23 protein-coding genes and 1 pseudogene are annotated in these 21,933 nt (G+C 71.1%); 9 read left to right on the top strand and 15 right to left on the bottom strand.

Going from position 1 to position 21,933, the window contains the following annotated elements; all coding sequences use genetic code 11:
• Positions 1 to 70 precede the first annotated feature (70 nt).
• From ACQRUO_RS07365 to ACQRUO_RS07355, 3 genes are read right to left on the bottom strand one after another with little or no spacing between them, the layout of a single operon-like run.
• The gene (locus ACQRUO_RS07365; RefSeq protein WP_428314932.1) at positions 71 to 748 is read right to left on the bottom strand and encodes a response regulator; all 678 of its coding nucleotides are present in this window, start codon (positions 746 to 748) and stop codon (positions 71 to 73) included.
• A complete protein-coding gene (locus ACQRUO_RS07360) occupies positions 748 to 1,629 on the bottom strand; it encodes a sensor histidine kinase (RefSeq protein WP_428314931.1) in 882 nt (293 codons plus the stop codon). The genes ACQRUO_RS07365 and ACQRUO_RS07360 overlap by 1 nt, the downstream gene beginning before the upstream one ends.
• The gene (locus ACQRUO_RS07355) at positions 1,623 to 2,057 is read right to left on the bottom strand and encodes a hypothetical protein (RefSeq protein ID WP_428314930.1); all 435 of its coding nucleotides are present in this window, start codon (positions 2,055 to 2,057) and stop codon (positions 1,623 to 1,625) included. The genes ACQRUO_RS07360 and ACQRUO_RS07355 overlap by 7 nt, the downstream gene beginning before the upstream one ends.
• Before the next feature lie 133 nt (positions 2,058 to 2,190).
• Between ACQRUO_RS07355 and ACQRUO_RS07350 the strand changes: the two genes are divergently transcribed.
• Both ACQRUO_RS07350 and ACQRUO_RS07345 read left to right on the top strand, forming a co-directional pair.
• Entirely contained in the window at positions 2,191 to 3,102 is a 912-nt protein-coding gene (locus ACQRUO_RS07350) for an ABC transporter ATP-binding protein (protein ID WP_428314929.1), read from the top strand.
• Positions 3,099 to 3,974, top strand: coding sequence for an ABC transporter permease (locus ACQRUO_RS07345; protein WP_428314928.1), 876 nt, complete (start codon positions 3,099 to 3,101; stop codon positions 3,972 to 3,974). Before ACQRUO_RS07350 ends, ACQRUO_RS07345 begins: the two co-directional genes overlap by 4 nt.
• Positions 3,975 to 4,098: 124 nt before the next feature.
• On the opposite strand, the gene ACQRUO_RS07340 is transcribed toward ACQRUO_RS07345, so the two are convergent.
• The 3 genes and pseudogenes from ACQRUO_RS07340 to ACQRUO_RS07330 all read right to left on the bottom strand — a co-directional run bounded on the left by ACQRUO_RS07340 (position 4,099) and on the right by ACQRUO_RS07330 (position 6,842).
• Complete coding sequence (locus ACQRUO_RS07340; RefSeq protein WP_428314927.1) at positions 4,099 to 4,290, bottom strand: hypothetical protein; 192 nt, start codon at positions 4,288 to 4,290, stop codon at positions 4,099 to 4,101.
• Positions 4,291 to 4,393: 103 nt separating this feature from the next.
• A pseudogene (locus ACQRUO_RS07335) lies at positions 4,394 to 5,451 on the bottom strand (RNA-guided endonuclease InsQ/TnpB family protein).
• A 134-nt stretch (positions 5,452 to 5,585) separates the two neighbouring features.
• Positions 5,586 to 6,842, bottom strand: a complete 1,257-nt coding sequence (locus tag ACQRUO_RS07330) for a GNAT family N-acetyltransferase (RefSeq protein WP_428314926.1) — start codon at positions 6,840 to 6,842, stop codon at positions 5,586 to 5,588.
• A gap of 149 nt (positions 6,843 to 6,991) precedes the next feature.
• Between ACQRUO_RS07330 and ACQRUO_RS07325 the strand changes: the two genes are divergently transcribed.
• The gene (locus ACQRUO_RS07325) at positions 6,992 to 7,870 is read left to right on the top strand and encodes a helix-turn-helix domain-containing protein (RefSeq protein ID WP_428314925.1); all 879 of its coding nucleotides are present in this window, start codon (positions 6,992 to 6,994) and stop codon (positions 7,868 to 7,870) included.
• The gene (locus ACQRUO_RS07320) at positions 7,867 to 8,118 is read left to right on the top strand and encodes a DUF397 domain-containing protein (RefSeq protein ID WP_428314924.1); all 252 of its coding nucleotides are present in this window, start codon (positions 7,867 to 7,869) and stop codon (positions 8,116 to 8,118) included. The genes ACQRUO_RS07325 and ACQRUO_RS07320 overlap by 4 nt, the downstream gene beginning before the upstream one ends.
• Positions 8,119 to 8,171: 53 nt before the next feature.
• Here ACQRUO_RS07320 and ACQRUO_RS07315 read toward each other — a convergent pair whose 3' ends face one another.
• The gene (locus tag ACQRUO_RS07315; protein WP_428314923.1) at positions 8,172 to 8,753 is read right to left on the bottom strand and encodes a Uma2 family endonuclease; all 582 of its coding nucleotides are present in this window, start codon (positions 8,751 to 8,753) and stop codon (positions 8,172 to 8,174) included.
• Between the two features lie 232 nt (positions 8,754 to 8,985).
• Here ACQRUO_RS07315 and ACQRUO_RS07310 point away from each other — a divergent pair, with 232 nt between their 5' ends.
• Positions 8,986 to 9,828: an IS5 family transposase gene (locus ACQRUO_RS07310; protein WP_428314922.1), complete on the top strand. Its 843-nt coding sequence runs from the start codon at positions 8,986 to 8,988 to the stop codon at positions 9,826 to 9,828.
• Between the two features lie 8 nt (positions 9,829 to 9,836).
• On the opposite strand, the gene ACQRUO_RS07305 is transcribed toward ACQRUO_RS07310, so the two are convergent.
• The gene (locus tag ACQRUO_RS07305; RefSeq protein ID WP_428314921.1) at positions 9,837 to 10,220 is read right to left on the bottom strand and encodes a winged helix-turn-helix transcriptional regulator; all 384 of its coding nucleotides are present in this window, start codon (positions 10,218 to 10,220) and stop codon (positions 9,837 to 9,839) included.
• 95 nt (positions 10,221 to 10,315) lie between these two features.
• Between ACQRUO_RS07305 and ACQRUO_RS07300 the strand changes: the two genes are divergently transcribed.
• A complete protein-coding gene (locus ACQRUO_RS07300) occupies positions 10,316 to 10,960 on the top strand; it encodes an NADPH-dependent F420 reductase (protein WP_428314920.1) in 645 nt (214 codons plus the stop codon).
• 454 nt (positions 10,961 to 11,414) lie between these two features.
• Positions 11,415 to 11,756, top strand: coding sequence for a pentapeptide repeat-containing protein (locus tag ACQRUO_RS07295; RefSeq protein WP_428314919.1), 342 nt, complete (start codon positions 11,415 to 11,417; stop codon positions 11,754 to 11,756).
• 5 nt (positions 11,757 to 11,761) lie between these two features.
• Here the strand turns inward: ACQRUO_RS07295 and ACQRUO_RS07290 are convergent, their stop codons facing one another.
• The gene (locus ACQRUO_RS07290; protein WP_428314918.1) at positions 11,762 to 11,950 is read right to left on the bottom strand and encodes a DUF1272 domain-containing protein; all 189 of its coding nucleotides are present in this window, start codon (positions 11,948 to 11,950) and stop codon (positions 11,762 to 11,764) included.
• 103 nt (positions 11,951 to 12,053) lie between these two features.
• Here ACQRUO_RS07290 and ACQRUO_RS07285 point away from each other — a divergent pair, with 103 nt between their 5' ends.
• The gene (locus tag ACQRUO_RS07285) at positions 12,054 to 12,731 is read left to right on the top strand and encodes an isochorismatase family protein (protein ID WP_428314917.1); all 678 of its coding nucleotides are present in this window, start codon (positions 12,054 to 12,056) and stop codon (positions 12,729 to 12,731) included.
• Here ACQRUO_RS07285 and ACQRUO_RS07280 read toward each other — a convergent pair.
• The 4 genes from ACQRUO_RS07280 to ACQRUO_RS07265 form a co-directional block, all read right to left on the bottom strand.
• On the bottom strand, positions 12,665 to 14,680 hold the full coding sequence (locus tag ACQRUO_RS07280; protein WP_428314916.1) for an ABC transporter ATP-binding protein: 2,016 nt from the start codon (positions 14,678 to 14,680) through the stop codon (positions 12,665 to 12,667). The two genes, ACQRUO_RS07285 and ACQRUO_RS07280, sit on opposite strands and share 67 nt — an antisense overlap.
• Positions 14,681 to 14,837: 157 nt before the next feature.
• Complete coding sequence (locus tag ACQRUO_RS07275) at positions 14,838 to 15,113, bottom strand: type II toxin-antitoxin system Phd/YefM family antitoxin (protein ID WP_428314915.1); 276 nt, start codon at positions 15,111 to 15,113, stop codon at positions 14,838 to 14,840.
• Positions 15,114 to 15,197: 84 nt separating this feature from the next.
• On the bottom strand, positions 15,198 to 16,727 hold the full coding sequence (locus tag ACQRUO_RS07270) for a helix-turn-helix domain-containing protein (RefSeq protein WP_428314914.1): 1,530 nt from the start codon (positions 16,725 to 16,727) through the stop codon (positions 15,198 to 15,200).
• A gap of 112 nt (positions 16,728 to 16,839) precedes the next feature.
• On the bottom strand, positions 16,840 to 19,503 hold the full coding sequence (locus ACQRUO_RS07265) for an FHA domain-containing protein (RefSeq protein WP_428314913.1): 2,664 nt from the start codon (positions 19,501 to 19,503) through the stop codon (positions 16,840 to 16,842).
• A gap of 311 nt (positions 19,504 to 19,814) precedes the next feature.
• Between ACQRUO_RS07265 and serB the strand changes: the two genes are divergently transcribed.
• Positions 19,815 to 21,074: a phosphoserine phosphatase SerB gene (gene serB / locus ACQRUO_RS07260; RefSeq protein ID WP_428314912.1), complete on the top strand. Its 1,260-nt coding sequence runs from the start codon at positions 19,815 to 19,817 to the stop codon at positions 21,072 to 21,074.
• 115 nt (positions 21,075 to 21,189) lie between these two features.
• On the opposite strand, the gene ACQRUO_RS07255 is transcribed toward serB, so the two are convergent.
• Together ACQRUO_RS07255 and ACQRUO_RS07250 are read right to left on the bottom strand one after the other, a co-directional pair.
• The gene (locus ACQRUO_RS07255) at positions 21,190 to 21,717 is read right to left on the bottom strand and encodes a SixA phosphatase family protein (RefSeq protein ID WP_428314911.1); all 528 of its coding nucleotides are present in this window, start codon (positions 21,715 to 21,717) and stop codon (positions 21,190 to 21,192) included.
• 76 nt (positions 21,718 to 21,793) lie between these two features.
• A complete protein-coding gene (locus ACQRUO_RS07250) occupies positions 21,794 to 21,916 on the bottom strand; it encodes an SGM_5486 family transporter-associated protein (protein WP_428314910.1) in 123 nt (40 codons plus the stop codon).
• Positions 21,917 to 21,933 lie beyond the last annotated feature (17 nt).

Below are 21,933 nucleotides of genomic sequence, written 5' to 3'. Positions count from 1 at the left end.
CCACTGCCCCGGCCCGCGGCCTCCCCGCGGACCGGGGCAGTGCCGTACCCGCCCCCTGCTCCCCCGCCCCTCACTCCCCAGGCCGGCCCGCCACCACCAGGCCGGACTCGTACGCCGTGATCACCAGTTGCACCCGGTCCCGCGCGCCCAGCTTGCTGAGCAGGCGGGCCACGTGGGCCTTGGCGGTGGCGACGCTGATGAAGAGCTCGGCGGCGATCTCGGTGTTGGAGCGGCCGCGGCCGACCAGCAGCAGCACCTCGCGCTCGCGTTCGGTGACGGCGGGCGGCAGCGCGGCCGGTGGGGCCGGACGGGCGGTGCGGTCGGGGCGGCCGGCGAACTCGGCGATCAGGCGGCGGGTGACGCCGGGGGCGATCAGCGCGTCGCCGGCGGCGACCACCCGGATGCCGCCGAGGATGTCCTCCAGGGCCATGTCCTTGACCAGGAAGCCGCTGGCCCCGGCGCGCAGCGCGGCGTAGACGTGGTCGTCCTCGTCGAAGGTGGTGAGCACCAGGACCCGGACGGCCGGGTGGGCGGCGGTGATCAGGCGGGTGGCCTCGATGCCGTCCAGCTCGGGCATCCGGATGTCCATCACCACCACGTCCGGTTGCAGCTCGGCCGCCAGCCTGACGGCCTCCCGGCCGTTGCCCGCCTCGCCGACCACGGCGAGGTCGGGGTGGTCGGCGGCCAGCACCCGCAGGCCGGCCCGCACCAGCGGCTGGTCGTCGACCAGGACGATGCGTAGCACCATCAGACCGCCTCCACCGCAGTCGCCGCCACGGCCACCGGCAGCCGCGCCGCCACCCGGAACCCGCCGCCGTCCCGCGGCCCGGCGCTGAACTCGCCGTCCAGCAGCGCCACCCGCTCGCGCATCCCGATCAGACCGAAGCCCCCGCCGCCACCGCCACTCCCGCCGTGCCCGTGCCCGCTGCCGCTGCCGCGGTCGGTGACCTCCACCGTCAGCTCGCTCTCCCGGTACTCGAGCACCACCCGGCAGCGCTGCACCCCGGCGTGCCGCACCACGTTGGTGACCGCCTCCTGGACGATCCGGAACGCCGACAGCTCCAGCTCGGGCGCCAACGGCCGCCGCTCGCCGAGCCAACGCACGTCCACCCGCACCCCGGCCTCGGCGGTGGCCGTGACCAGCCGCTCCACCTCGGCCAGCCCGGGCGCGGGACCGCGCGGCGACGGCGCCGCCGGCACCTCGTCCGCTCCGCCGACCCTCCCGCCGACCGTCCCGTCGACCGGCCGGCGCAGCGAGCCGACGGTGCGGCGCAGCCCGGCCAGCGTCTCCCGGCTGGTCGCCTCGATGGCGCGCAGCGCGTTGCGGGCCTCCTCGGGCTGGGTGTCCATCACCCGGCTGCCGACCCCGGCCTGGATCGCGATGATGCCGATGCTGTGCGCCACCAGGTCGTGCAACTCCCGGGCGATCTCCAGCCGTTCGGCGGTGATCGCCTCGATCGTGGTGCGGGCCCGCAGCGCCTCGGTGTGGGCCCGGTGCTCGCGGACGGTGTTGCCGAGCAGCCAGCCGACGGCGACCAGCAGCAGGAAGAGGGCGGCCGGCGGCGCGCCGAGCAGGTCGCCGCGCAGCCACATCGGGGCGGCGCAGCACAGCCCGCCGCAGGTCAGCACGGCGGCGGCGATCGAGGTGCGGCGCGGCCGGACAGCGTCACCAGCCCGACCGCAACGGCCAGCAGCACGCACTGCGGCAGCGTGTAGGACCAGGCCCGCAGCGACACCACGGCGAGGAAGGCGCCGCCCGTCATCAGCGACAGCCCGAGCAGCGGCCGGCGACGCAGCAGCACGGCCGGCAGCAGGGTGGCGAGCAGCGGGTAGCTCAGCGCCGCACCGCCCTGGCCGCCCTGCCGCGGCAGCAGGTAGGGCGCGGGGTACGGCCGCACCGGGTCCGGCACGGTCAGGAACTCCACCGAGGCCGTCCGCGCCCGGCCGACCGCGTAGAGCAGGACGACCGGGTAGAGCACCACGACGGTCCACACCAGCGCGGTCCGGACCGGCGGCGGTATCCGCTTGAGCAGCGGCAGGTCAGGGATCGTGTTCACGCCGCGATGCTAGCCAGCCGGGGCCTCCCGGCGGACCCTCCCACGGGCGTACGCCCCGGGGCCACCCCGGGCCCGCCGGTTGTGGCCGCCGGCCGCATGTGCGGGCACCCCGCCGCGGGCCAGTGTGGTCCCCGTGATCGAAGCACACGACCTGACGAAGCGTTACGGCCGCAAGACCGCCGTCGACGGACTGACCTTCACCGTCCGCCCGGGCCACGTCACCGGGTTCCTCGGCCCCAACGGCGCCGGCAAGAGCACCACACTGCGCCTGCTGCTCGGCCTGCACGCCCCGACCAGCGGCACCGCGACCGTCAGCGGCCGCCCGTTCCTGCACCACCCGCGCGGCCTGCGGCACGTCGGCGCGCTGCTCGACGCGAGCGAGGTGCACGGCGGGCGCACCGCCCGGGCCCACCTGACCGCGCTGGCGCAGAGCAACCGGATCCCGCGCTCCCGGGTGGGCGAGGTGCTCACCGAGGTCGGTCTGGCCGGCGCGGCGGGCCGGCGGATCGGCGGGTTCTCGCTGGGCATGCGCCAACGCCTCGGGATCGCCAGTGCGTTGCTCGGCGACCCGCCGGTGCTGCTCTTCGACGAGCCGTTCAACGGCCTGGACCCGGAGGGCGTGCTCTGGGTGCGCACGCTCTTCCGCCGGCTGGCCGCCGAGGGCCGCACGGTCTTCGTCTCCAGCCACCTGATGAGCGAGATGGAGAGCACCGCGGACCGGCTGATCGTGATCGGCCGCGGCGAGCTGATCGCGGACGCCTCGATCGCCGAGTTCGCCGCCCGGGCCGGTGGCAGCCGGGTGCTGGTGCGCACCGACCGGGCCGCCGAGTTCGCCGGGCTGCTCACCGCCGCGGGCGCCACGGTCGAGGCCGCCGGCCCCGACCGGTTGTCGGTCGGCGGACTGGACGCCGACCGGATCAGCGAGCTCGCCTACGACAACCACCTGCGGCTGGCCGAACTGGCCACCCGGCAAGCCTCATTGGAGCAGGCCTTCATGGAACTGACCGCCGACAGCGTCGAGTACCTCGCCGGGGAGGAGAAGTGACCACCACCATGACGGCCGCTCCCGTGACCGGCACCGCCGCCGCACCCGGCCGCGCCGAGCCGCGCCCCCGGTTCCGCGACCTGCTCGCCGCCGAGTGGACCAAGCTCTGGTCGCTGCGCTCGATCCGCTGGGCGCTGGGCGGCCTGCTGCTCGCGGCGCTGCTCGCCAACGGCAACGCCGCCCGGTCCGACATGGCCAACTACGCGCACTACTCGCAGGACCTCAAGGAGCACTACTTCAGCCCGTACTGGGTGATGCGCGACTGCTACACCAGCAACGCCGGCTGGATCACCGCGCTGCTGGCCGGGGCGATCGGGGCGATCGCGATCGTCGGCGAGTACAGCACCGGGATGATCCGCACCACCTTCGCCGCCGTGCCGGCCCGCCGCTCGGTGCTGGCCGCCAAGGCGGCGGTGCTGACGGCGCTGATGTCGGCGGCGGGCCTGGTGATGTCGTTCGGGTCGTTCTTCCTGGTGCAGGCGATCATGTCGGAGCACCACCAGGGGGTCTCGCTCTCCCGCGAGGGCGTGCTGCGCTGCGTGCTGGCCTCCGCGGCGCTGCCGGTGGTCTGTGCCCTGGTCGGCTTCGGCCTCGGCGCGCTGATCCGGCACAGCGCCACCACGATGATCGCGGTCACCGCCGTGCTCCTGCTGCTGCCGAACCTGGTGAACGCGCCCGACAAGCGGTGGGTCACGGACGCCTACAACGCGCTGCCGATCCCGGCCTGGGAGCGCCTCGCCTTCGTCGGCTCGCGGGCCCAGTTGGGCGGGAAGTACCCGGCCACCATCGACGGGTCCTGGGTGGCGCTGCTGGTCTGGTCGCTCGCGGCGGTGGTCGTCCCGCTGCTGGTGGTCCGCCGCCGGGACGTGTGACCGGGACGTGTGACCGGGCGGCTGTGGGAGTGGGCAGCTGTGGGAGTGGACCAGGGCGGCGGCCCGGTCGGGGTGACCCGGCCGGGCCGCCGCCCTGGCCGTGGGCCGGTGAACCCCGCCCGGGTCAGAGGAACCGCAGGGTCTCCACTTCACCGGTCTGCTGGTTGCGGAGCAGCAGATCACTGCTCTCGCCGCGCTTGAGCAGGTAGGCGTAGACGATCAGGGCCCGGTTGACGGCGTCGGTCTTGTTCACCGACTCCAGGGCGACGATCTCCTGGATCGCCTCGCGGGACCGCGGGGTCAGGGCCGTCGTCACGCGCTCCACCGCAACCGGCGCGTCGGTTCCCTTGGTGACCTCGGACTGCCGTGCATCTTTCACGGTCTTGACTTCCTCCCCCGCCTGTGGAGGGGGATTCCCCTCAGCCTCGCGGCTGAGCCGCGGCGCGTGAGCGCGGCGGTGGGACGACTTCCTGCTTCACCGACGACCGCCCGCCCGGAGCACTCCGTTGCGGTCTTACGCCGCCTCCACAGGCTGCTGCCGCCAGCCCGGCGGCCAGGATGTTCTTCGCCGCGTTCACGTCCCGGTCGTGGACCGCTCCGCAGTCGCACGTCCACTCGCGGATGCTCAGGGGCATCGTGTCGCGGATCACTCCGCAGGCCGAGCACAGCTTGGAGCTGGGGAACCACCGGTCGATGGTGACCAGGTCGCGGCCGTACCAGGCACATTTGTATTCCAGCATGGTTCGCAGCTCGCTCCAGCTCGCGTCGCTGATCGCGCGGGCGAGCTTGTGGTTCTTGAGCAGGTTGCGGACCGTCAGGTCCTCGATCACGACCGTTTGGTTTTCGCGGACGAGCCGAGTGGTGAGCTGGTGCAGGAAGTCCCTGCGTCGATGCCCACCGCCGTGCCCGCGGACGGCAGGGGCTTGACGGTCGGGTCATCGCACAGCATCGAGATGAACCACCGTCCGGCCGCATCCCGGCTGATGGTGACCGTGGACGGCGGCTGCCCCGCGGGCAGTTCCCGGGACCACATGATGTCCAGCGGTTCGGTCATCTTGGCCAGCGTGAGGCGGCCGTCCCGGTAGCGGAACGCGGAGGCGGTGTACTCGGCGCTGTCGTGGGATCTCTTCTTCGACTTGAACCGGGGGTACTTCGCCCGTCTGTGCCAGAAGTTGGAGAACGCCCCTTGCAGGTGCCGGAGCGCCTGTTGGAGCGGAACGGAGGAGACCTCGGAGAGGAACGCCAGTTCCTCGGTCTTCTTCCACGCCGTCAGCATCGCCGACGTCTGGTTGTAGTTCACCCGCTCCTGCCGCATCGTCCACGCCTCGGACCGGGCTGCCAGCGCCTTGTTGTAGACAAGCCGCACACAACCGAACGTACGCGACAGCTCAGCCGCCTGCGCATCGGTCGGATAGGAGCGGAACTTGAAAGCCCGCTTCACCTGAGTGACCGTCACGACACACACGGTAACACTCATCTGTGTGACCACCTGCGGGTGATCGCCTTCCGAGACGCCATACCGCCCTGGCGGCAGTCTGGCCATCCCGGTCCCGCTACGCGGGAATTTCGCTCCCCCGGCTGAAGCGGGGGTATCCACGAAGAAATTTGACCTCAGAACGCCGGGAAGGCCGCACCGCCCGGGTAGCACGGCTCGCGCTCGCCGCGGAAGGCGGTGCTGGTGCGGGCCAGCGCCCCCGGGCGCAGCTCCTCGACCCGGCCGGCGGCGGCGAGGGTGGCCAGCGTGGTGCCGCCCAGGTAGGCCGCGCCGAGCTCGGCGACGGTGAGCCGGAGATCGGGCTCGGCCGTACTGCGGGTGCAGGCGGCGGGGGCTTCGGGGGACTCGGCGCGGAGGCGGTAGTGGCCGGTATTCCAGGGGCAGAACGCGTCCGCCACCGCGACGACCACGTCCAGCGGCACCGCGTACCGCCGCGCGGCGAGCGCGCGGGGCACGTCCACCAGGCGCACCCAGAGTCGGTCCACCTCACTGGAGCGCACCGCGCGGGCGTCGACCAGCAGGTGCGGCAGCGGCTCGTCGACCGCCGCCTCGCACTCCAGCCAGGGGACCAGGTCGATTCCGGCCAGGTAGCGCCAGAGCGCGGCGTGGGCCGGGTGGGAGAGGGCGGCCAGCTCAATCACGCGGACAGTGCTCGCGTTGTTGCCGAGGACGTCCCGGCCGCTGTGCACCCGGTACAGCGCGTAGCCGGTGGCCGTGCCGTCCGCCTCGTGGTGCACGGCGAAGCGCAGCGCGGTGGCGCCGTCGCGGGCGGCGTCGTCGTCGAGCAGTCGTTCGTTCCAGGCGAAGGCCTTCCGGGCCGGCCAGCCGACGGTGCGCTGGTGCGCCTGCTCGTAGACCTGCTCGAGGAGCGGGCGGGCCTTCTTGTGGTCCAGCAGGCGGATACTGCCGGTGCCGAAGTCCACGTCGGGGCGGAAGACCATTGCGCGTTTGTCGCAGCGGAGTTGGGCACCACGGGTGGCCAGGCCGTAGCCGAACCGACCGTAGATGCCCGCCTCGGAGGGGCGCAGCACGGCGAGCGGCTCGGCACCGCTCTCGTGCAGGTCGGCCAGCTGCCGGCGCATCAGCGCGGTGAGGATCCCCCGCCGCCGGTGGGTGGGGGCGACCCCGACGCAGGTCACCCCCGCGACGGGGACGACGGCCCCGGGCACGGTGAGCATGCGGGCACGGGCGGCGGTGCCACCGACGGGGGCGCCGTCGTCGAACGCGCCCAGGGTGCGGGCGAGTTCGGTGGCTGCGCGTTCCCGGCGGAGGGCGTCGGGGGTGAGGTCCTCGTTGTAGGTGTTGGCGATCACGCGGGCCCAGGCGTCGAACTCGTGGGCGACGACGGGGCGCAGGAGGAACGGGGTGGGCACGGGGACTGTATAGCGGGCGCGTGCGGTGGGGGCGAACGGATTTTCATGGCCGAATATGGCATTTCGTGCATGGGGGTGGCGTGGCATGCATACGCTGATTTGTACTCAGGCAGGTACGGAGCGTTATCGGCTAGCGGGCGGTGGTCACGGTGACGGAACAGGACGAGGGCGAGGCGGTCCTGCCGGAAGAGCAGGAGCCGGACGAGGTCCAGCAGTTCTTCAGCACGATCGGGAGACAGCTGAAGCTGCTGCGCGAACGGCAGGGGTGGACGCAGAAGGAGTTCGCGCAGCGGATGCAGTACGGCGAGGACCTCATCTCGTCCATCGAGAGGGGTCGGCGCAACGTGCAGCCGGAGTTCCTGGAGGCGGCGGACGAGCTGCTGAAGGCGGGCGGGCTGCTGAAGGCCGCAGCGGAGGACGCGAAGAAGGCGAAGGAGAAGGCGAGGGAGAGGGCGAAGCATCCTGCGTTCTTCCGGGGGTACGCAGGGCTGGAGTCGGACGCCGTTGAGATCAGCTTCTACAGCACGCTGGTCATCCCCGGCCTGCTTCAGACACCTGCCTACGCCCGACACATCTTCACCACCGGCCGCCCGCTGCTGGATGAAAAGACCATCGAGCAACGAGTCGCGGCACGACTAGCGCGACAGGAGGCTCTGGCCAATCGTTGGCCTCCGGCGATGCTCAGCTGCATCATCGAGGAGTCGGTACTCCAGCGTCCGATCGGCGGCAAGGAGGTCCAGAAGGGTCAGCTTCAGAACCTTCTGGCATTCAGCCAACTGCGCAACGGTGAACTGCAGATCATGCCGACCAGCTGCCAAGACCACGGCGGCGTCGATGGTCCGTTCACGCTGCTTACGCCCAAGAAGGGCCCTCAGATTGCTTATACCGAGGTGCAAGGAGTCGGTCACTTGATCACTGAGTTCGACGACGTCCGGCTGCTCGCTGCGAAGTATGGGACTATCCGATCGCAGGCTCTCACTCCTAGGGAGTCGCAGACTCTGGTCACGAAGATGCTGGGAGAGCTATGAGCACCGAAGCGTCCGAACTCATCTGGTTCAAGAGCAGCTACAGCGGCGCCGAGGGCGGCGAGTGCATCGAGGTCGCCGTCGCCTGGCACAAGAGCAGCTACAGCGGCAGCGAAGGCGGCGAGTGCATCGAGGTCGCCTCGTGCCCCACCACCGTCCACATCCGCGACTCCAAGGACCAGGCCGGCCCCCAACTCGCCGTCACCCCGGCCGCGTGGAGCGCCTTCCTGACCCTCGCCACCACCCTCTGAACGGCGCAACGCCAAGGCCCGGCCGATCCCACACCCACCGGCCGGGCCTTCGCTTACCGCACCCACTCCTTCAGCAGTTCGGTGTCCAGGGTGATCGCCACCGGCGCCGGGAGCGTCACCTGCTCCCCGAACGGGACGACCACGCTCTCCCCGTACTGCGAACCGTCGGGCTCGCTGTAGACCTTGACCTCGAGCGTGTCCCGGTCGATCAACAGGTAGACGGGAATGTTCGTCTCGGCGTAGGCACGCGGCTTCTCCCGCCGATCCCGCCGGTCGGTGTCGGAGTCGTACGAAGTGATCTCGACAACCATGAGTACGGCGTCGGCAGGCGCCCACTCAGCGTGACCGACGAAGGCATCACTCGCGGCGAGCACACCGTCCGGCCGCGCACGTCCACCCCGATAGGTTTCGACCTTGAGGCCCTGGTCATGCACCCAGAGCTCCGGTCGTGCCTGGATACAGATCCGCGTCAGCCACTGGACGATGCGTCCGTGGTCACCGTCCGGCACAGGCTTCGCCTTCAGCTTCCCGTTGATGAGTTCGACTCGCATCCCTTCGAAGGTGTTCGCCACTATGCGGGCGAGCTCCTCGAACTCCTCGGGTGCCATCTGCGGACGGTCAACCATCGCGGTCATGGGCTGTCCTTCCTTCGCCTGGGCAGCGTCCTACCTGCGAGGGTAGCGACCCTCCCGACATCCCGCCCCGGAACCGGCCCACCCCACCCGATCGAGCCACCGGAGCGCACCACCAAGGCCCGGCCGAGTCAGAGCTCGCGCAGATAGGCAGCGTGGGGAGCCCCGATAACAAGACGGGCACAGATCCGGATGATCAAGGAGGTGCAAACGCTCTATGATCACGGGGACACCTGTGCCCGTCCTGCCATCGTGGCTGACCGATCCGCCCTGGGAGCAGTTCGCGGCGCTGCTACCCGAACGCCCTACAGTCGATCCGGCCCACCCGCTGGGTTGCCACCGCCGCCGCATCAGCGACCGGATCGTGTTCGACAAGCTGCTACAGCTCCTGCGATTCGGCTGCTCCTACCAGGCGATCGCCGACACGACCTGCTCGGCGACCACCATCCGCAACCGCCGCGACGAGTGGATCCGGCTTGGCGTCTTCGCCCGGCTCAAGCAGATCGCGCTCCAGTCCTACGACCGGATCGTCGGTCTCGTGCTCGACCAGATCGCCGTCGACGGCTCCATCACCAAAGCTCCCGGAGGCGGCGAGGCGGCGGGACGCTCACCGGTTGATCGCGGCAAACAGGGCTTGAAGCGCTCAGGTATGACAGATGGTTACGGAATCCCGCTCGGCAGGGTCCTGGCCGGAACGAACCGCCACGACTCCCCGCTACTCGCTCCCACCTTGGACCAGCTGGAGGACTTCAAGCCGTTGCCCGACAACATCACCGTGCACCTGGACGCCGGCTACGACTCGAACAAGACCCGCACCGAGCTGGCCGCGCGTGGCCTGCGCGGTCGCATCGCGCACAAGGGCGAGAAAGCGCCGATCCAGGCAAGCCGGCGGTGGCACATCGAGCGCACCCACGCCTGGCAGAACGCCTTCCACCGGCTCGCACACTGCTACGAACGCCGAACCGCGGTCAGCGACGCCTATTTCGACCTCGCCGATACGATCATCACCGTCCGGAGCCTGCTCCGCCGAGCGTGGACGACTCACCGCTGGGACAACCGCCCGAACCATCGCCCATGAGCGCACGCCTATGTGGGCGTTGCCCGGTTGCCGACGCCAGTGCTGTGGTGCTCTTGGGCGGCGAGGACCTGATCGGCGTGATCGATCGCCCACTGGCCGAGGGCGGCCAGGGGTCCGTCAGCGAGGCTCCCACCCAACTCTGACAGCTCATACGCCACGGAGCGGTCGACCGGCGTGGTGACCCGTACGATCAAGCCGTTGGCGTGCAGACGGCGAAGCGTCTGGGTCAGGACCTTGTCACTGACACCCGCAATGCCGCCCAGAAGGTCGATCCGGCGGCGCCTGCCCGCTCGCAGCGCCATGAGCACTACCGGGTCCCAGGTGTGAGCGATCAGGTCAGCGACGAGGCGCACGGCACAGTCGGCGGCGAAGGGCGGGCAGTGGTCGTTCACACGTCTCTTCCTACCGGATTCGGGCCTACCGATTGGTAGGCCCGGGATCCCTACCGTAGCGAGGCATCGGACCTTCGAGGAACTGGGAGAGCGACGTGCGTATCGGAATTCTGGGCACCGGCGTGATGGCCTCGGCACTGGCCGAGGCGTGGATGCGACGTGGACACCACGTCCTTGTCGCAGGCCGTTCACAGGACAAGGCTCGAGCAATCGCCGAGCGGCTCGGCGACGCCGTCGAAGCGGTCATCCCCGCGCAGGTGGCCGGCGCGAGCGATGCAGTGGTCGTGGCGGTGGCATGGGAGGGACTCGACCACGTGCTCGCTCTCGCCGGGGCCGGCGAGGGGTCGATGGCAGGCAAGCCCGTGATCGACTGCACCAACGCGCTGGACTACGCTTCCGGCCTGCTCAAGCCACCCAGCGGGTCGGCGATACAGCACATCGCCGAGCGAGCCGTAGGCAGCCGCGTGGTCAAGGCACTGCACCTGTTCGCGGGGACGAGCTGGCTGGCGCCGACGCCGGCGGGACAACCGAAGCGGACCGTGGCGATGTGCGGTGACGACGACGCGGCGCTCGGCATCGCCGCTGAGCTGATCCGCGACCTCGGCGGCGTGCCCGCCGTGATAGGCGGACTCGAGCACGCCCGGCAGCTTGAAGAAGTGGCGGGTTTCGTCATGCAACTGGTCGCCGCGGGCCACAACCCCGTCACCGCCGTACCCGTCGTCGAGCGGCCACAGGACTGACGACGTCACTCATCACCTGCGCTGCGGGACGGCCGGCACCCCCCTGACAGTCTGTGAGCTGGCAGCGAGCCACTGATCCCCCAGACCGGGTACGCCGCCAGTGGCATCCCTGCCGAAAGCAGAGATGATGGCAGGACGGGCAAAGGTCTCCGGTGATCACAGAGCGTCGCACCTCCGCGGCCACCGGGACCTGCGTTCGCGTGGCTGCCGGGGCTCCTATACCGCCTATCTGCGCGGGCTCTCAGTAGCCTTCGCACCATGCCCACCGCCACACCCCGCGAAATCACGCCTACCGCCCCGAAGGTCCTGCCCGCCCTGCGGCCGGCCCTGATGCCGGGTGACGACCTGGTGGACGACGCCACCGTCAAGGGAGCCCGGTACGACGGCACCGACCTCACCGGACGCGATGCCGAGGCGGTGGAGATCGAGCAGTCGCGCTTCGAGAACGTGCGCGGTGTGGTCGAACGGCAGCTTCCGCGACGTGCTGATCACCGCCACCCGCGCGGACTCCGCCCTGCTGCGGTACTGCAAGCTGCGGACCGTGGTCTTCGACGGCTGCAACCTCCAGGGCACCGACTTCCAGTTCGCCGAACTGACCGGTGTCCGGTTCGAGCAGTGCGACCTCACCGGCGCGCAGTGGGCGCACGCCAAGCTCTCGAACGTCGTCTTCGACGCCTGCACCCTGCTGGACATGGGCGGCGCCACCAGCCTGGCCGGAGCAACGGTACGAGGCCCAGGGGCGCTGGAACTCGCCCTGGGCCTCGCGAGGGAGTCCGGGATCGTGATCGAACCCTAGGCGGCTTACCCGGCCGCGACCCGCCGGCGGGGGCGGCGGACGAGTTCGCCGCCGCAGTTCGGGCAGTCCTGCTGCATGGCCCCGGCGCAGTCGCTGCAGAAGCTGCACTCGTACGAGCAGATCCACGCCTCCCCTTCGGGGGTGAGTTTCGTGGTCTCGCAACGTTCGCACAGGGTGCGCATCTCCAGGGCCATGCCGGCGATTCTGCCAGAGCGTGCACGTCGCCTCCGGCATGGGCGCCCCCGCCGCCGGGCAGGCTGTTCTCCACATCCACCGGCCGACCGAGGGGACGCATGCATGCAGGCAGACACCAGGATCCACGACTGGCGGATCGAGCCGCGGGAGTACGCACGGCAGGAGGAGCGGCGCGGGCGGCGGCACGCGTACCAGAGCCTCGACCCGGCGCGCACCGCGCTGATCGTGGTCGACATGGTGCCGTTCTTCGTCGAGGCGAATCCGTACGCCCGCGGGATCGTGCCCAACATCGACCGGCTCGCCACCGCCCTGCGCACGACCGGCGGCCTGGTCGCCTGGGTGGTGCCGGGGCACCGGACGCCGCTCCTCGACATCACCGAGGAGTTCTACGGGCCGGCGGTCAGCAAGCTGTACGCCACCGCCGGCGGTGACGGCCCGCTGCGGTCACGCCCGTGGCACGGCTTCGACGTCCGGCCCGAGGACCTGGTGGTGGAGAAGGACGCGTACAGCGCCTTCTTCCCGGGCCGCTCGACGCTCCCACAGGCGCTGACCGCACGGAACATCGACACCGTCCTGATCACGGGCACGCTCACCAACGTCTGCTGCGAGTCCTCGGCCCGCGACGCGGCCACCTCGGGCCTGCGGGTGCTGATGGTCGCCGACGCCAACGCCGCCCGCCGCGACCAGGACCACAACGCCACCCTGCACACCGTCTACCGCTCCTTCGGCGACGTCCGCCCGACCGCCGAGGTGCTGGAACTGATCACCCGCCCGGCCTGACCGACGCGGGGAGCCGGGATGCCCGCGCGGTCGTTCTGCAGCTCCCACAGTTCGCGGAAGAGGCCGTCCTGGGCGACCAGTTCGGCGAAGGTGCCGCTCTGCCGCACCTGGCCGTGGTGGAGCACCACGATGCGGTCGGCGACGGCGACGTTGGTGAGGCGGTGGGTCACCAGGACCACGGCCTTGTCGGCGGCGATCGCGCGCAGGCCGGTGAAGATGCGGTGCTCCGCGCGGGGGTCCAGGGCCGCGGTGGGCTCGTCGAGCACCAGGAGTCCGGCGGGCCGGTGGAAGGCGCGGGCCAGGGCGATCCGCTGCCACTGGCCGCCGGACAGCTCCTCGCCGCCGAGCCACTCCGCCGCCAACAGCGTGCCGAGGCCGTTGCGCAGCCCGTCCAGCACCTCGTCCGCGCCGGCGGCCGCGGCGGCGCGGCGCACCGCCGCCTCGCCCTCGGGGGTGGGTTGGCCCAGGTCGATGTTCTCCCGGGCGATCAGGGGCCAGCGGGCGTAGTCCTGGGGGACGACGGCGACGCGCTTCCACAGCGCGGTCGGGTCGAGCTCGCGGGTGTCCCGGCCGTCCCAGGTGACGGCGCCCTCGGTGGGCAGGTAGAGGCCGGAGAGGAGCTTGGCCAGGGTGGTCTTGCCGGAGCCGTTCTCCCCGACCAGGGCGACGATCTCGCCGCGGTTCACGGTGAGGGTCACGCCGTTCAAGGCGGTCCGCTCGGAGGCGGGGTAGCGGTAGACCACGGACTCGACGGCGACGGTCTTCGGGTCGCCGGGGGCGGCGGTGCCCCGCTGCAGGCGCTGGCCGCCGGCCTTGTCGAGGAAGTTCGCCCAGTCGTCCAGGTAGAGGCCGGTGCGGAACAGGTCGGCCCCGTACCCGACCATGCCCTGCAGGCTGCCGGCCACCGTGCGCAGCGCGAAGACGGCCGCGCCGCCGTTGGGCAGGCTCATCCGGCCGGTGGCGACCAGCCAGAGCATCGCCGCCCACACCAGCAGCGACCCGGCGCCGGAGGCGGTGGCGCCGAGCACCGCCAGCTTGGTGGCCTGCCAGATCGCCTCGTTGAGCACCTTCTCCATCCGCGCGCCGAGCGCCGCGTAGCGGCCCAGCAGGAAGTCGCCCATGGTGTCGGAGCGGAGCTGGTCGGCGTTGCCCTTGCAGTGGGCGATGTACCAACGCAGGTTGCCCATCAGCCGGCGTTCGCTGATCGTCACCCGGTTCGCCAGGTACTGGACCCGGGCGCCCCGCACCGAGGCGATGCCCTCGGGCAGCGCGGCGATCAGCAGCAGTGGCAGCAGCAGCGGGTGCAGGTAGGTGAGGACGCCGGCCGCGCCGACCATCGAGGCGGCCGAGGAGAGCAGGTTCTGGGCCTCCCCGAGGAGGTCGACGCAGACCTCGGCGCCCCGGTCCGCGGCCTCCAGCTCGTCCTTGAAGCCGGCCTGGTCGTAGGCGGTGAGCTCGGCCTCGACGGTGGCCCGCAGCACCGTCAGCTCCGCCTCGCGGGCGATCCGCGGCGACAGCCGCGCGGTCAGCGCCCAGATCGCCCGGCCGAGCAGCGCCCGGACCCCGGTGGCGGCGCCGATCAGCGCGATCGACGGCAGCGCGTGCACCACCCGGGCGTTGACGTCGCCGGGGCTGAAGAGCGCGGCGATGGTCCCGGTGGTGGCCAGCAGCCCGGCCGCCCCGAGCACGGCGGAGAGCAACTGGCAGACCAGCAGCGCGGCCACCGCCCGGCGCTCGATCCGCCAGGCGAGGGCGAAGGCCCGGTACACCAGGCTCGGCAGCCGCCGGGCCATCCCGCTGACGCTGATCGCCTCGATCGCCTCGGTGAGCCGCCGCCCGCCGCGCCACTCGAGCTGCTCGTCGGCGACCTCGTCCTCGCCCTGTTGCGCCGAGTCCTGTTCCGCCTGCTCCTCGACCTGCTCCGCCACCTCGATGCCCTTCCGCCGCACGGGTGTTGGACGCTAGCGGCGACGCGGGAACAGCTTCGGGCGTGTCGTCGAATCAACGCTCGAACGAGTGACGGGCTGCGGGGACGTCAGAGGCGGTAGGCGTCGCGACGGTGGTCCACGTCCACGTCCACAACGACGGCTTCGGGATGCGTCTGCGTCAGTGCAGGCGGTCCGCCATGGCGGCGGCGAGCTCCTCCTGGCCGATCTCCTCGCCGCGGGCGATCTCGGCGTCCGACTCGGCAAGGCGACGCATCGTCTCGGGGTCGCGCAGGATCTCGATCGTCTCCATCAGGGAGGCGTACTCCTCGACCGCGAGCACGATCACCGCGGATTCGCCGTTGCGGGTCACCATGACCTGTTCGTGGGTGGTGACGACTTCCTCGACCAGGGCGGAGAACTGCTCCTTGGCCTTCGCCAGGCTCATCCTCTTCATGTCCGGAATTCTAGGAACGACGGAGGCCTCGTCACCCTCCGTGGAGAGTGACGAGGCCTCCCTCGTTCAGAACGTCCGGGCCGCTCAGATGTCGCGGAACGTCTCGATCTGCGCGCCGATCGAGTTCAGCCGGTCGGCCAGGTCCTCGTAGCCGCGGTTGATCACGTAGACGTTGCGCAGCACCGAGGTGCCCTCGGTGGCGAGCATGGCGAGCAGGACCACGACGGCGGGGCGCAGGGCGGGCGGGCACATCATCTCGGCGGCGCGCCAGCGGGTGGGGCCCTCGACCAGGACGCGGTGCGGGTCCATCAGCTGGACGTTGGCGCCCAGGCGGGTCAGTTCGGTGAGGTAGATGGCGCGGTTGTCGTAGACCCAGTCGTGGATCAGCGTGGAGCCCTGGGCGGTGGCGGCGATGGCCGCGAAGAAGGGCACGTTGTCGATGTTGATGCCGGGGAAGGGCATCGGGTGGATCTTGTCGATCGGGGCGTGCAGCTTGGACGGGCGGATCGTCAGGTCGACCAGCCGGGTGCGCTCGTTGTCGGCGAAGTACTCGGGGCCGCGATCGTAGTCGAGGCCCATCTCCTCCAGCACCGCGAGCTCGATCTCGAGGAACTCGACCGGGGCCCGGCGCACCGTCAGCTCGGACTCGGTGACGACGGCGGCGGCCAGCAGGCTCATCGCCTCCACCGGGTCCTCGGAGGGGGCGTAGTCCACGTCGCAGTCGATCAGGGCCTTGCCGTGCACGGTGAGGGTGGTGGTGCCGATGCCCTCGATCTTGACGCCGAGCCGCTCCAGGAAGAAGCAGAGGTCCTGGACCATGTAGTTGGGGCTGGCGTTGCGGATCACCGAGATGCCGTCGTGCCGGGCGGCGGCGAGCAGCGCGTTCTCGGTCACGGTGTCGCCGCGCTCGGTCAGCACGATCGGGCGGTCGGGGCTGACGGCCCGGTCGACCTCGGCGTGGTAGATGCCGGTGGTGGCGGTGACCTCCAGGCCGAACCGGCGCAGCGCGGCCATGTGCGGCTCGACGGTGCGGGTGCCCAGGTCGCAGCCGCCGGCGTAGGGGAGCTTGAAGTGGTCGACCCGGTGCATCAGCGGGCCGAGGAACATGATGATCGAGCGGGTGCGGCGGGCCGCGTCCTGGTCCATGGCCTCCAGGTCCAGCTCGGCCGGCGGGATGATCTCCAGGTCGGCGCCGCCGTTGATCCAGCGGGTCTTCACGCCGATGCTGTTGAGCACCTCGAGCAGGCGGTAGACCTCCTCGATCCGGGCGACCCGGCGCAGCGTGGTGCGGCCGGTGGTGAGCAGCGAGGCGCAGAGCAGCGCGACGCAGGCGTTCTTGCTGGTCTTGACGTCGATGCTGCCGGAGAGCCGGCGGCCGCCGACCACCCGCAGGTGCATCGGGCCGCCGTAGCCGAGGGAGACGATCTCGCTGTCCAGCGCCTCGCTGATCCGGGCGATCATCTCAAGGCTGATGTTCTGCCCCCCGTTCTCGATCCGGTTGACCGCGCTCTGGCTGGTGCCGAGGGCGGTGCCGAGCTCCGCCTGGGTCCAGCCGCGGTGCTTGCGGGCGTCACGGATGAGCTTGCCGATGCGCGAGAGGTAGTCATCTGCCATGGGCGAGACCATATCTCATCTATGAGATAGCACTGCGGGCGGTACCCCCGTTCGGGGTACCGCCCGCAGTGACCTGCGCGGGAAGCGCGGTGAAAGGGCCTCAGCGAAGAACTCAGCCCTTCTGCATGACCTCCGGCTCGTGGCGGCGCAGCAGCCGCAGCACCAGGAAGGCCAGCGCGGTGGAGAGCAGCACCAGCATGAAGGAGTCGACGAACCACATGGCGGCGCTGTGCTTCCACAGGGCGTCGTGCTCGTTCATGTGCGCGGGGTCGAGCACCATGATGTGGCTGAGGTCGAGCGTGGTGCCGACGATCGCGACGCCCCAGCGGGCCGGCATCAGCCAGGAGAACTGCGCCAGGCCGGCCTTGTCGAAGAGCTGGAAGAGGCAGCCGGTGAAGACCACCTGGATGATCGCGAACATCACCAGCAGCGGCATGGTCTTCTCGGCGGTCTTCACCAGCGAGGAGATCACCAGGCCGAACATCATCGAGGTGAAGCTGAGCAGGATGATGCCGATGGCCATCTCGATGGCCGGCGCGTTGCTGAAGATCAGGCCGTGCGCGGGCAGCTTGCGGGGGGCGAAGCCGACCGCGGCGATGATCGTGCCCTGCAGCAGGCTGAAGAAGCCGAGCACGATGATCTTCGAGACCAGGTACGCCGACCGGGACAACCCGGTGGCGCGTTCCCGTTCGTAGATCGCCCGTTCCTTGATCAACTCACGGACCGAGTTGGCCGCGCCCGAGAAGCAGGCGCCGATCGCCAGCACCAGCATGACCGTGCCGGCCGCGTTGTTGGTGCCGCCCATCGGGTTGGGCGCCAGGCCGTGGGTGGCCGGGACCACCGCGGAGACCGCACCGAGCACCGCGGGCAGCAGCACCGACAGCGCCAGGAAGCCGCGGTCGGAGGCGATCACCGACAGGTAGCGGCGGATCAGCGTCCACAGCTGCGAACCCCAGCTCTGCGCCTTCGGCGGCTGGATCGGCGTGTGGTTGACCGGGGCCTGCTGCACCTGGACCGCGTCCACGTCGGCCGAGTACTGCTGGTAGTGCACCGAGCCCTTGTAGCGGCCGGCCCAGTCGTGCTCCGGGTAGTTCTCGAAGGCCTGGAAGACGTCGGCCCAGGTCTCGTAGCCGAAGAAGTGCAGCGCCTCGTCCGGCGGACCGAAGTAGGCCACCGAACCACCCGGGGCCATCACCAGCAGCCGGTCGCAGAGCGCGAGTTCGGCCACCGAGTGGGTCACCACCAGGATGGTGCGGCCGTCGTCGGCCAGGCCGCGCAGCATCTGCATGACCTCGCGGTCCATGCCCGGGTCGAGGCCCGAGGTGGGCTCGTCCAGGAAGATCAGCGACGGCTTGGTGAGCAGCTCCAGGGCCACCGAGACGCGCTTCTGCTGACCGCCGGAGAGCGCGGTGATCCGGTTGTCGGCGCGCTTGTCCAGGCGCAGCTCGTAGAGCACCTCGTCGATCCGGCGCGCGCGCTCGGCGGGCTCGGTGTCACCGGGGAAGCGCAGCTGGGCCGCGTACTTCAGGCCGGTGCGGACGGTCAGCTCCTTGTGCAGGATCTCCGACTGCGGCACCAGGCCGATGCGCTGGCGCAGCTCGGCGAACTGCTTGTACAGGTTGCGGCCGTCGTAGAGCACCTCGCCGCGGTCGGCCGGACGGTAACCGGTCAGCGCGCGCAGCAGGGTGGACTTGCCGGAACCGGACGGGCCGATCACCGCGACCAGCGACTTCTCCGGCACGCCGAAGCTGACGTCGTTGAGCAGGATCTTCTTGGCGCCCTTGTGCTGGACCTCGACGGTCAGGTGGTGGGCGGAGAAGGAGACCGGGCCGTTGTCGATGAACTCCTGCAGCTGGTCGCCGACCAGCTGGAAGGAGGAGTGGCCGACCGTCAGCCGGTCCTGCGGGCCGAGCAGCTGACGCTGGGCCGGGATGCCGTTGACGAAGATCCCGTTGTGCGAGCCGAGGTCGACGATCTCGTAGCGGCCGTCGGGCAGCTGGCGCAGCTCGGCGTGGTGGCGGGAGACCTGGAGGTCGGAGACCACGATGTCGTTGTCCAGCGCACGACCGATCCGGATCACCCGCATGCCCGCGGTGAGGTTGCGGATCATCGTGGGGTTGCGCTCGCCGCCCTGCGGCGCCCCGCCGCCCTGGGGCTGCGGCATCGCCTGCTGCGGGAAGCCGCCCTGCTGGTAGGGCGGCTGCGACTGGCCCTGCCCCGCCTGCGGGAAGCCGGCCTGCTGCTGCGGGAACGGCGGCTGGGCCTGCGGCGCCTGCTGGAACTGCTGCGGCGGCTGCTGCTGGTAGGGCTGCTGCGGCGGGGCGGCGTGCCGGTTGGTCTCGGCGTCGTGCCAGGCGACCGCCTGCTGACCGGCCTGCCCGGCCGCACCCTGCTGCGCGTAGGCCTGCTGGGCCATCTGCTGCTGGGCCATCGGCGGCTGGGCGTACGCCTGCTGCTGCGGCTGGCCCTGCGCCGGCACCCCGGCCGGGGCCGAGAAGACCAGCTGCGGGCCGTTCTGCGCGTTGCCCAGGTTCAGCACCGTGCCGGGCTGCAGCTGCACCTGGAGGGTGCGGCCGCCACCGACGTAGGTGCCGTTGGTGCTGCCGTGGTCCTCCAACTGCCAGGCGGCGCCGTTGAAGGAGATGGTGGCGTGCCGCCAGGAGACCCTGGCGTCGTCGAACGGGAAGTCCGCCTGGGGATCCCGTCCGATGGTGTAGGCGCGGCCCGGTTCCAGGGTCCGCTGCTGCCCGTTGATCTCTAGTACGAGTTGCGGCACTTTCCGCCTGCCCCGCTCTCTCGGTCCCCCGATGGCTTCCCCGCGGGCGGGGAGTGAGGAATATCGCGTCTGACGGGGGGTAATCATTCCAGCTTGGTCCCGACGCCGAAAAGTCGCCCCCACGGACTGTGACCTGCTGGCAACCAAGCCCGGTTCCGCCGGTGACGACGGGCCCACCGAGGCTTTACCAGAGGTTTGACCGAGGCCCCCTCCGGTGCGGAACCGGTGACGAACAGCTGGTGACGAACGCACGTCCACGAGCCGGACGCCCGCCGGCACCGGCCACCCGGACCGGTAGCGTGGTCCGCACCATGGACAGGATCCCCCCGCAGCCGGACACTCCGCCGCCGCCCCGAGCCGCCGACGACGAGCGCACCCTGCTGGTCAAGGTCTTCGGCAAGGACCGCCCCGGTCTCACCACCGGACTCTTCGCCACGCTGGCCGCCTTCGACGTCGACGTGATCGACATCGAACAGCTGGTCACCCGTGGCCGGATAACGCTCTGCGCCCTGGTCACCCCACCGGCCGGCGGCTCGCTCGGCGCCGAGGGCGCGCTGCGCGTCACGGTGCACCGCTGGGCGGAGGAGCAGCGGCTCCAGGCCGAGATCATCTCCGGCACCGGCGACAACCGGCCGCGCGCCGAGGGCCGCTCCCACGTCACGGTGCTGGGCCACCCGCTCACCGCGGCCGCCGTCTCGGCGCTGGCCAACCAGGTGACCGTGGCGGGCGGCAACATCGACCGGATGTTCCGGCTCGCCAAGTACCCGGTGACGGCGGTCGAGCTGGCGGTCTCCGGGGTCGCCACCGAGCGGCTGCGGGCCGCGCTCGCCCTGGAGGCGGCCGCCCAGCGGGTGGACGTCGCGGTGGTCTCGGCCGGTCTGGAGCGCCGGGCCAAGCGCCTGGTGGTGATGGACGTGGACTCCACGCTGATCCAGGACGAGGTGATCGAGCTGTTCGCGGCCCACGCGGGCTGCGAGGCCGAGGTGGCGGAGGTGACCGCGGCGGCGATGCGCGGCGAGCTGGACTTCGCCGAGTCGCTGCGGGCCCGGGTGAAGCTGCTGGCCGGGCTGGACGCGGGGGTGGTGGAGAAGGTCCGCACCGAAGTGCGGCTCACCCCGGGGGCGCGCACGCTGATCCGCACGCTCCAGCGGCTGGGCTACCAGGTGGGCATCGTCTCGGGCGGGTTCACCCAGGTCACCGACTACCTGGTGGAGCTGCTCGGGCTGGACTTCGCGGCTGCCAACACCCTGGAGGAGGTGGACGGCCGGTTCACCGGGCGGGTCACCGGGGAGATCGTCGACCGGGCCGGCAAGGCCCGCTGGCTGGCCCGGTTCGCCGAGCAGGCCAAGGTGCCGCTGGAGCAGACGGTGGCGATCGGCGACGGCGCCAACGACCTGGACATGCTGAACGCGGCCGGGCTCGGGGTGGCCTTCAACGCCAAGCCGGTGGTCCGCAAGGCCGCCGACACCGCGGTCAACGTGCCGTTCCTGGACACCGTGCTCTACCTGCTGGGGATCACCCGCGAAGAGGTGGAGGCGGCCGACGAGCTGCACGGGACGCCGCCGGAGTAGCGGGCGGGACAGCAGCGGGGGCCTGGTGCACGCGCACCGGGCCCCTTCGCATCGCCGCGCCGCGCCGCCTCGCCTCGCCTCGGCGCCGGTCCTGCGCCGCTCGGTCCTGCGGCGCTCAGTCCTGCGGCGGCACGTAGAACGAGACCAGCCGGGCCGCCCCGGGCTCGACCGACTTCCACGAGCCCTCGAAGTCGAGCACCGCGATCCCGGCGGTCGGGAACCCGCCCTGGCGCAGCCGGGACAGCTCGTCGCCCAGGCTCTCGTCCCCGGCCAGCACCTCGACCAGGTTCTGCACCCCGGGGTTGTGGCCGACCAGGATCAGGTCCCGGTACTCCTCCGGGGTCTCCTGCAGCACCTCGATGATCTCGCCCGCGGTGGCCTCGTAGATCCGCGCCTCGAAGACCGTCTTCCGGTTCCGCTTGGGCAGCTCGTGCGCGGCCAGCTTCCAGGTCTCCCGGGTGCGCACCGAGGTCGAACAGAGCACGTAGTCGGGGTCGATCCCCGAGTCGGCCAGCCACTCGCCGGCGGCCGGAGCCTGGTGCCGGCCGCGGTCGGCCAGCGGGCGGTCGTGGTCCGCGACCTGCGGCCAGTCGGCCTTGGCGTGGCGGAGCACGGTGATCCTGCGGGGCGCGTTGATGCTCATTGGGACAGCTTCGCAGAAATCCGGCTCCGCCACCGGGCCGGCGGCCGGACGGCCCGGCCACCTGCGGCGCAGCGCGTCAGCCCATCGACTGGGCGATGGTGGCGACGATCGAGATCAGCACCACGATGCCGACGATCGCCCCGAAGACCAGGAGGAGCTTGCGGCGGCCGTCAGTGGGGTTCGGTTCGAGAACGGGCATGGTCCGAAGTCTCGCAC

Origin of the sequence: Kitasatospora sp. LaBMicrA B282, from assembly GCF_050325825.1 — a bacterium.
Classification (GTDB): domain Bacteria; phylum Actinomycetota; class Actinomycetes; order Streptomycetales; family Streptomycetaceae; genus Kitasatospora.
The sequence above is the reverse complement of the archived record's forward strand: the minus strand, read 5'-3'. Positions and strand labels throughout refer to the sequence as shown.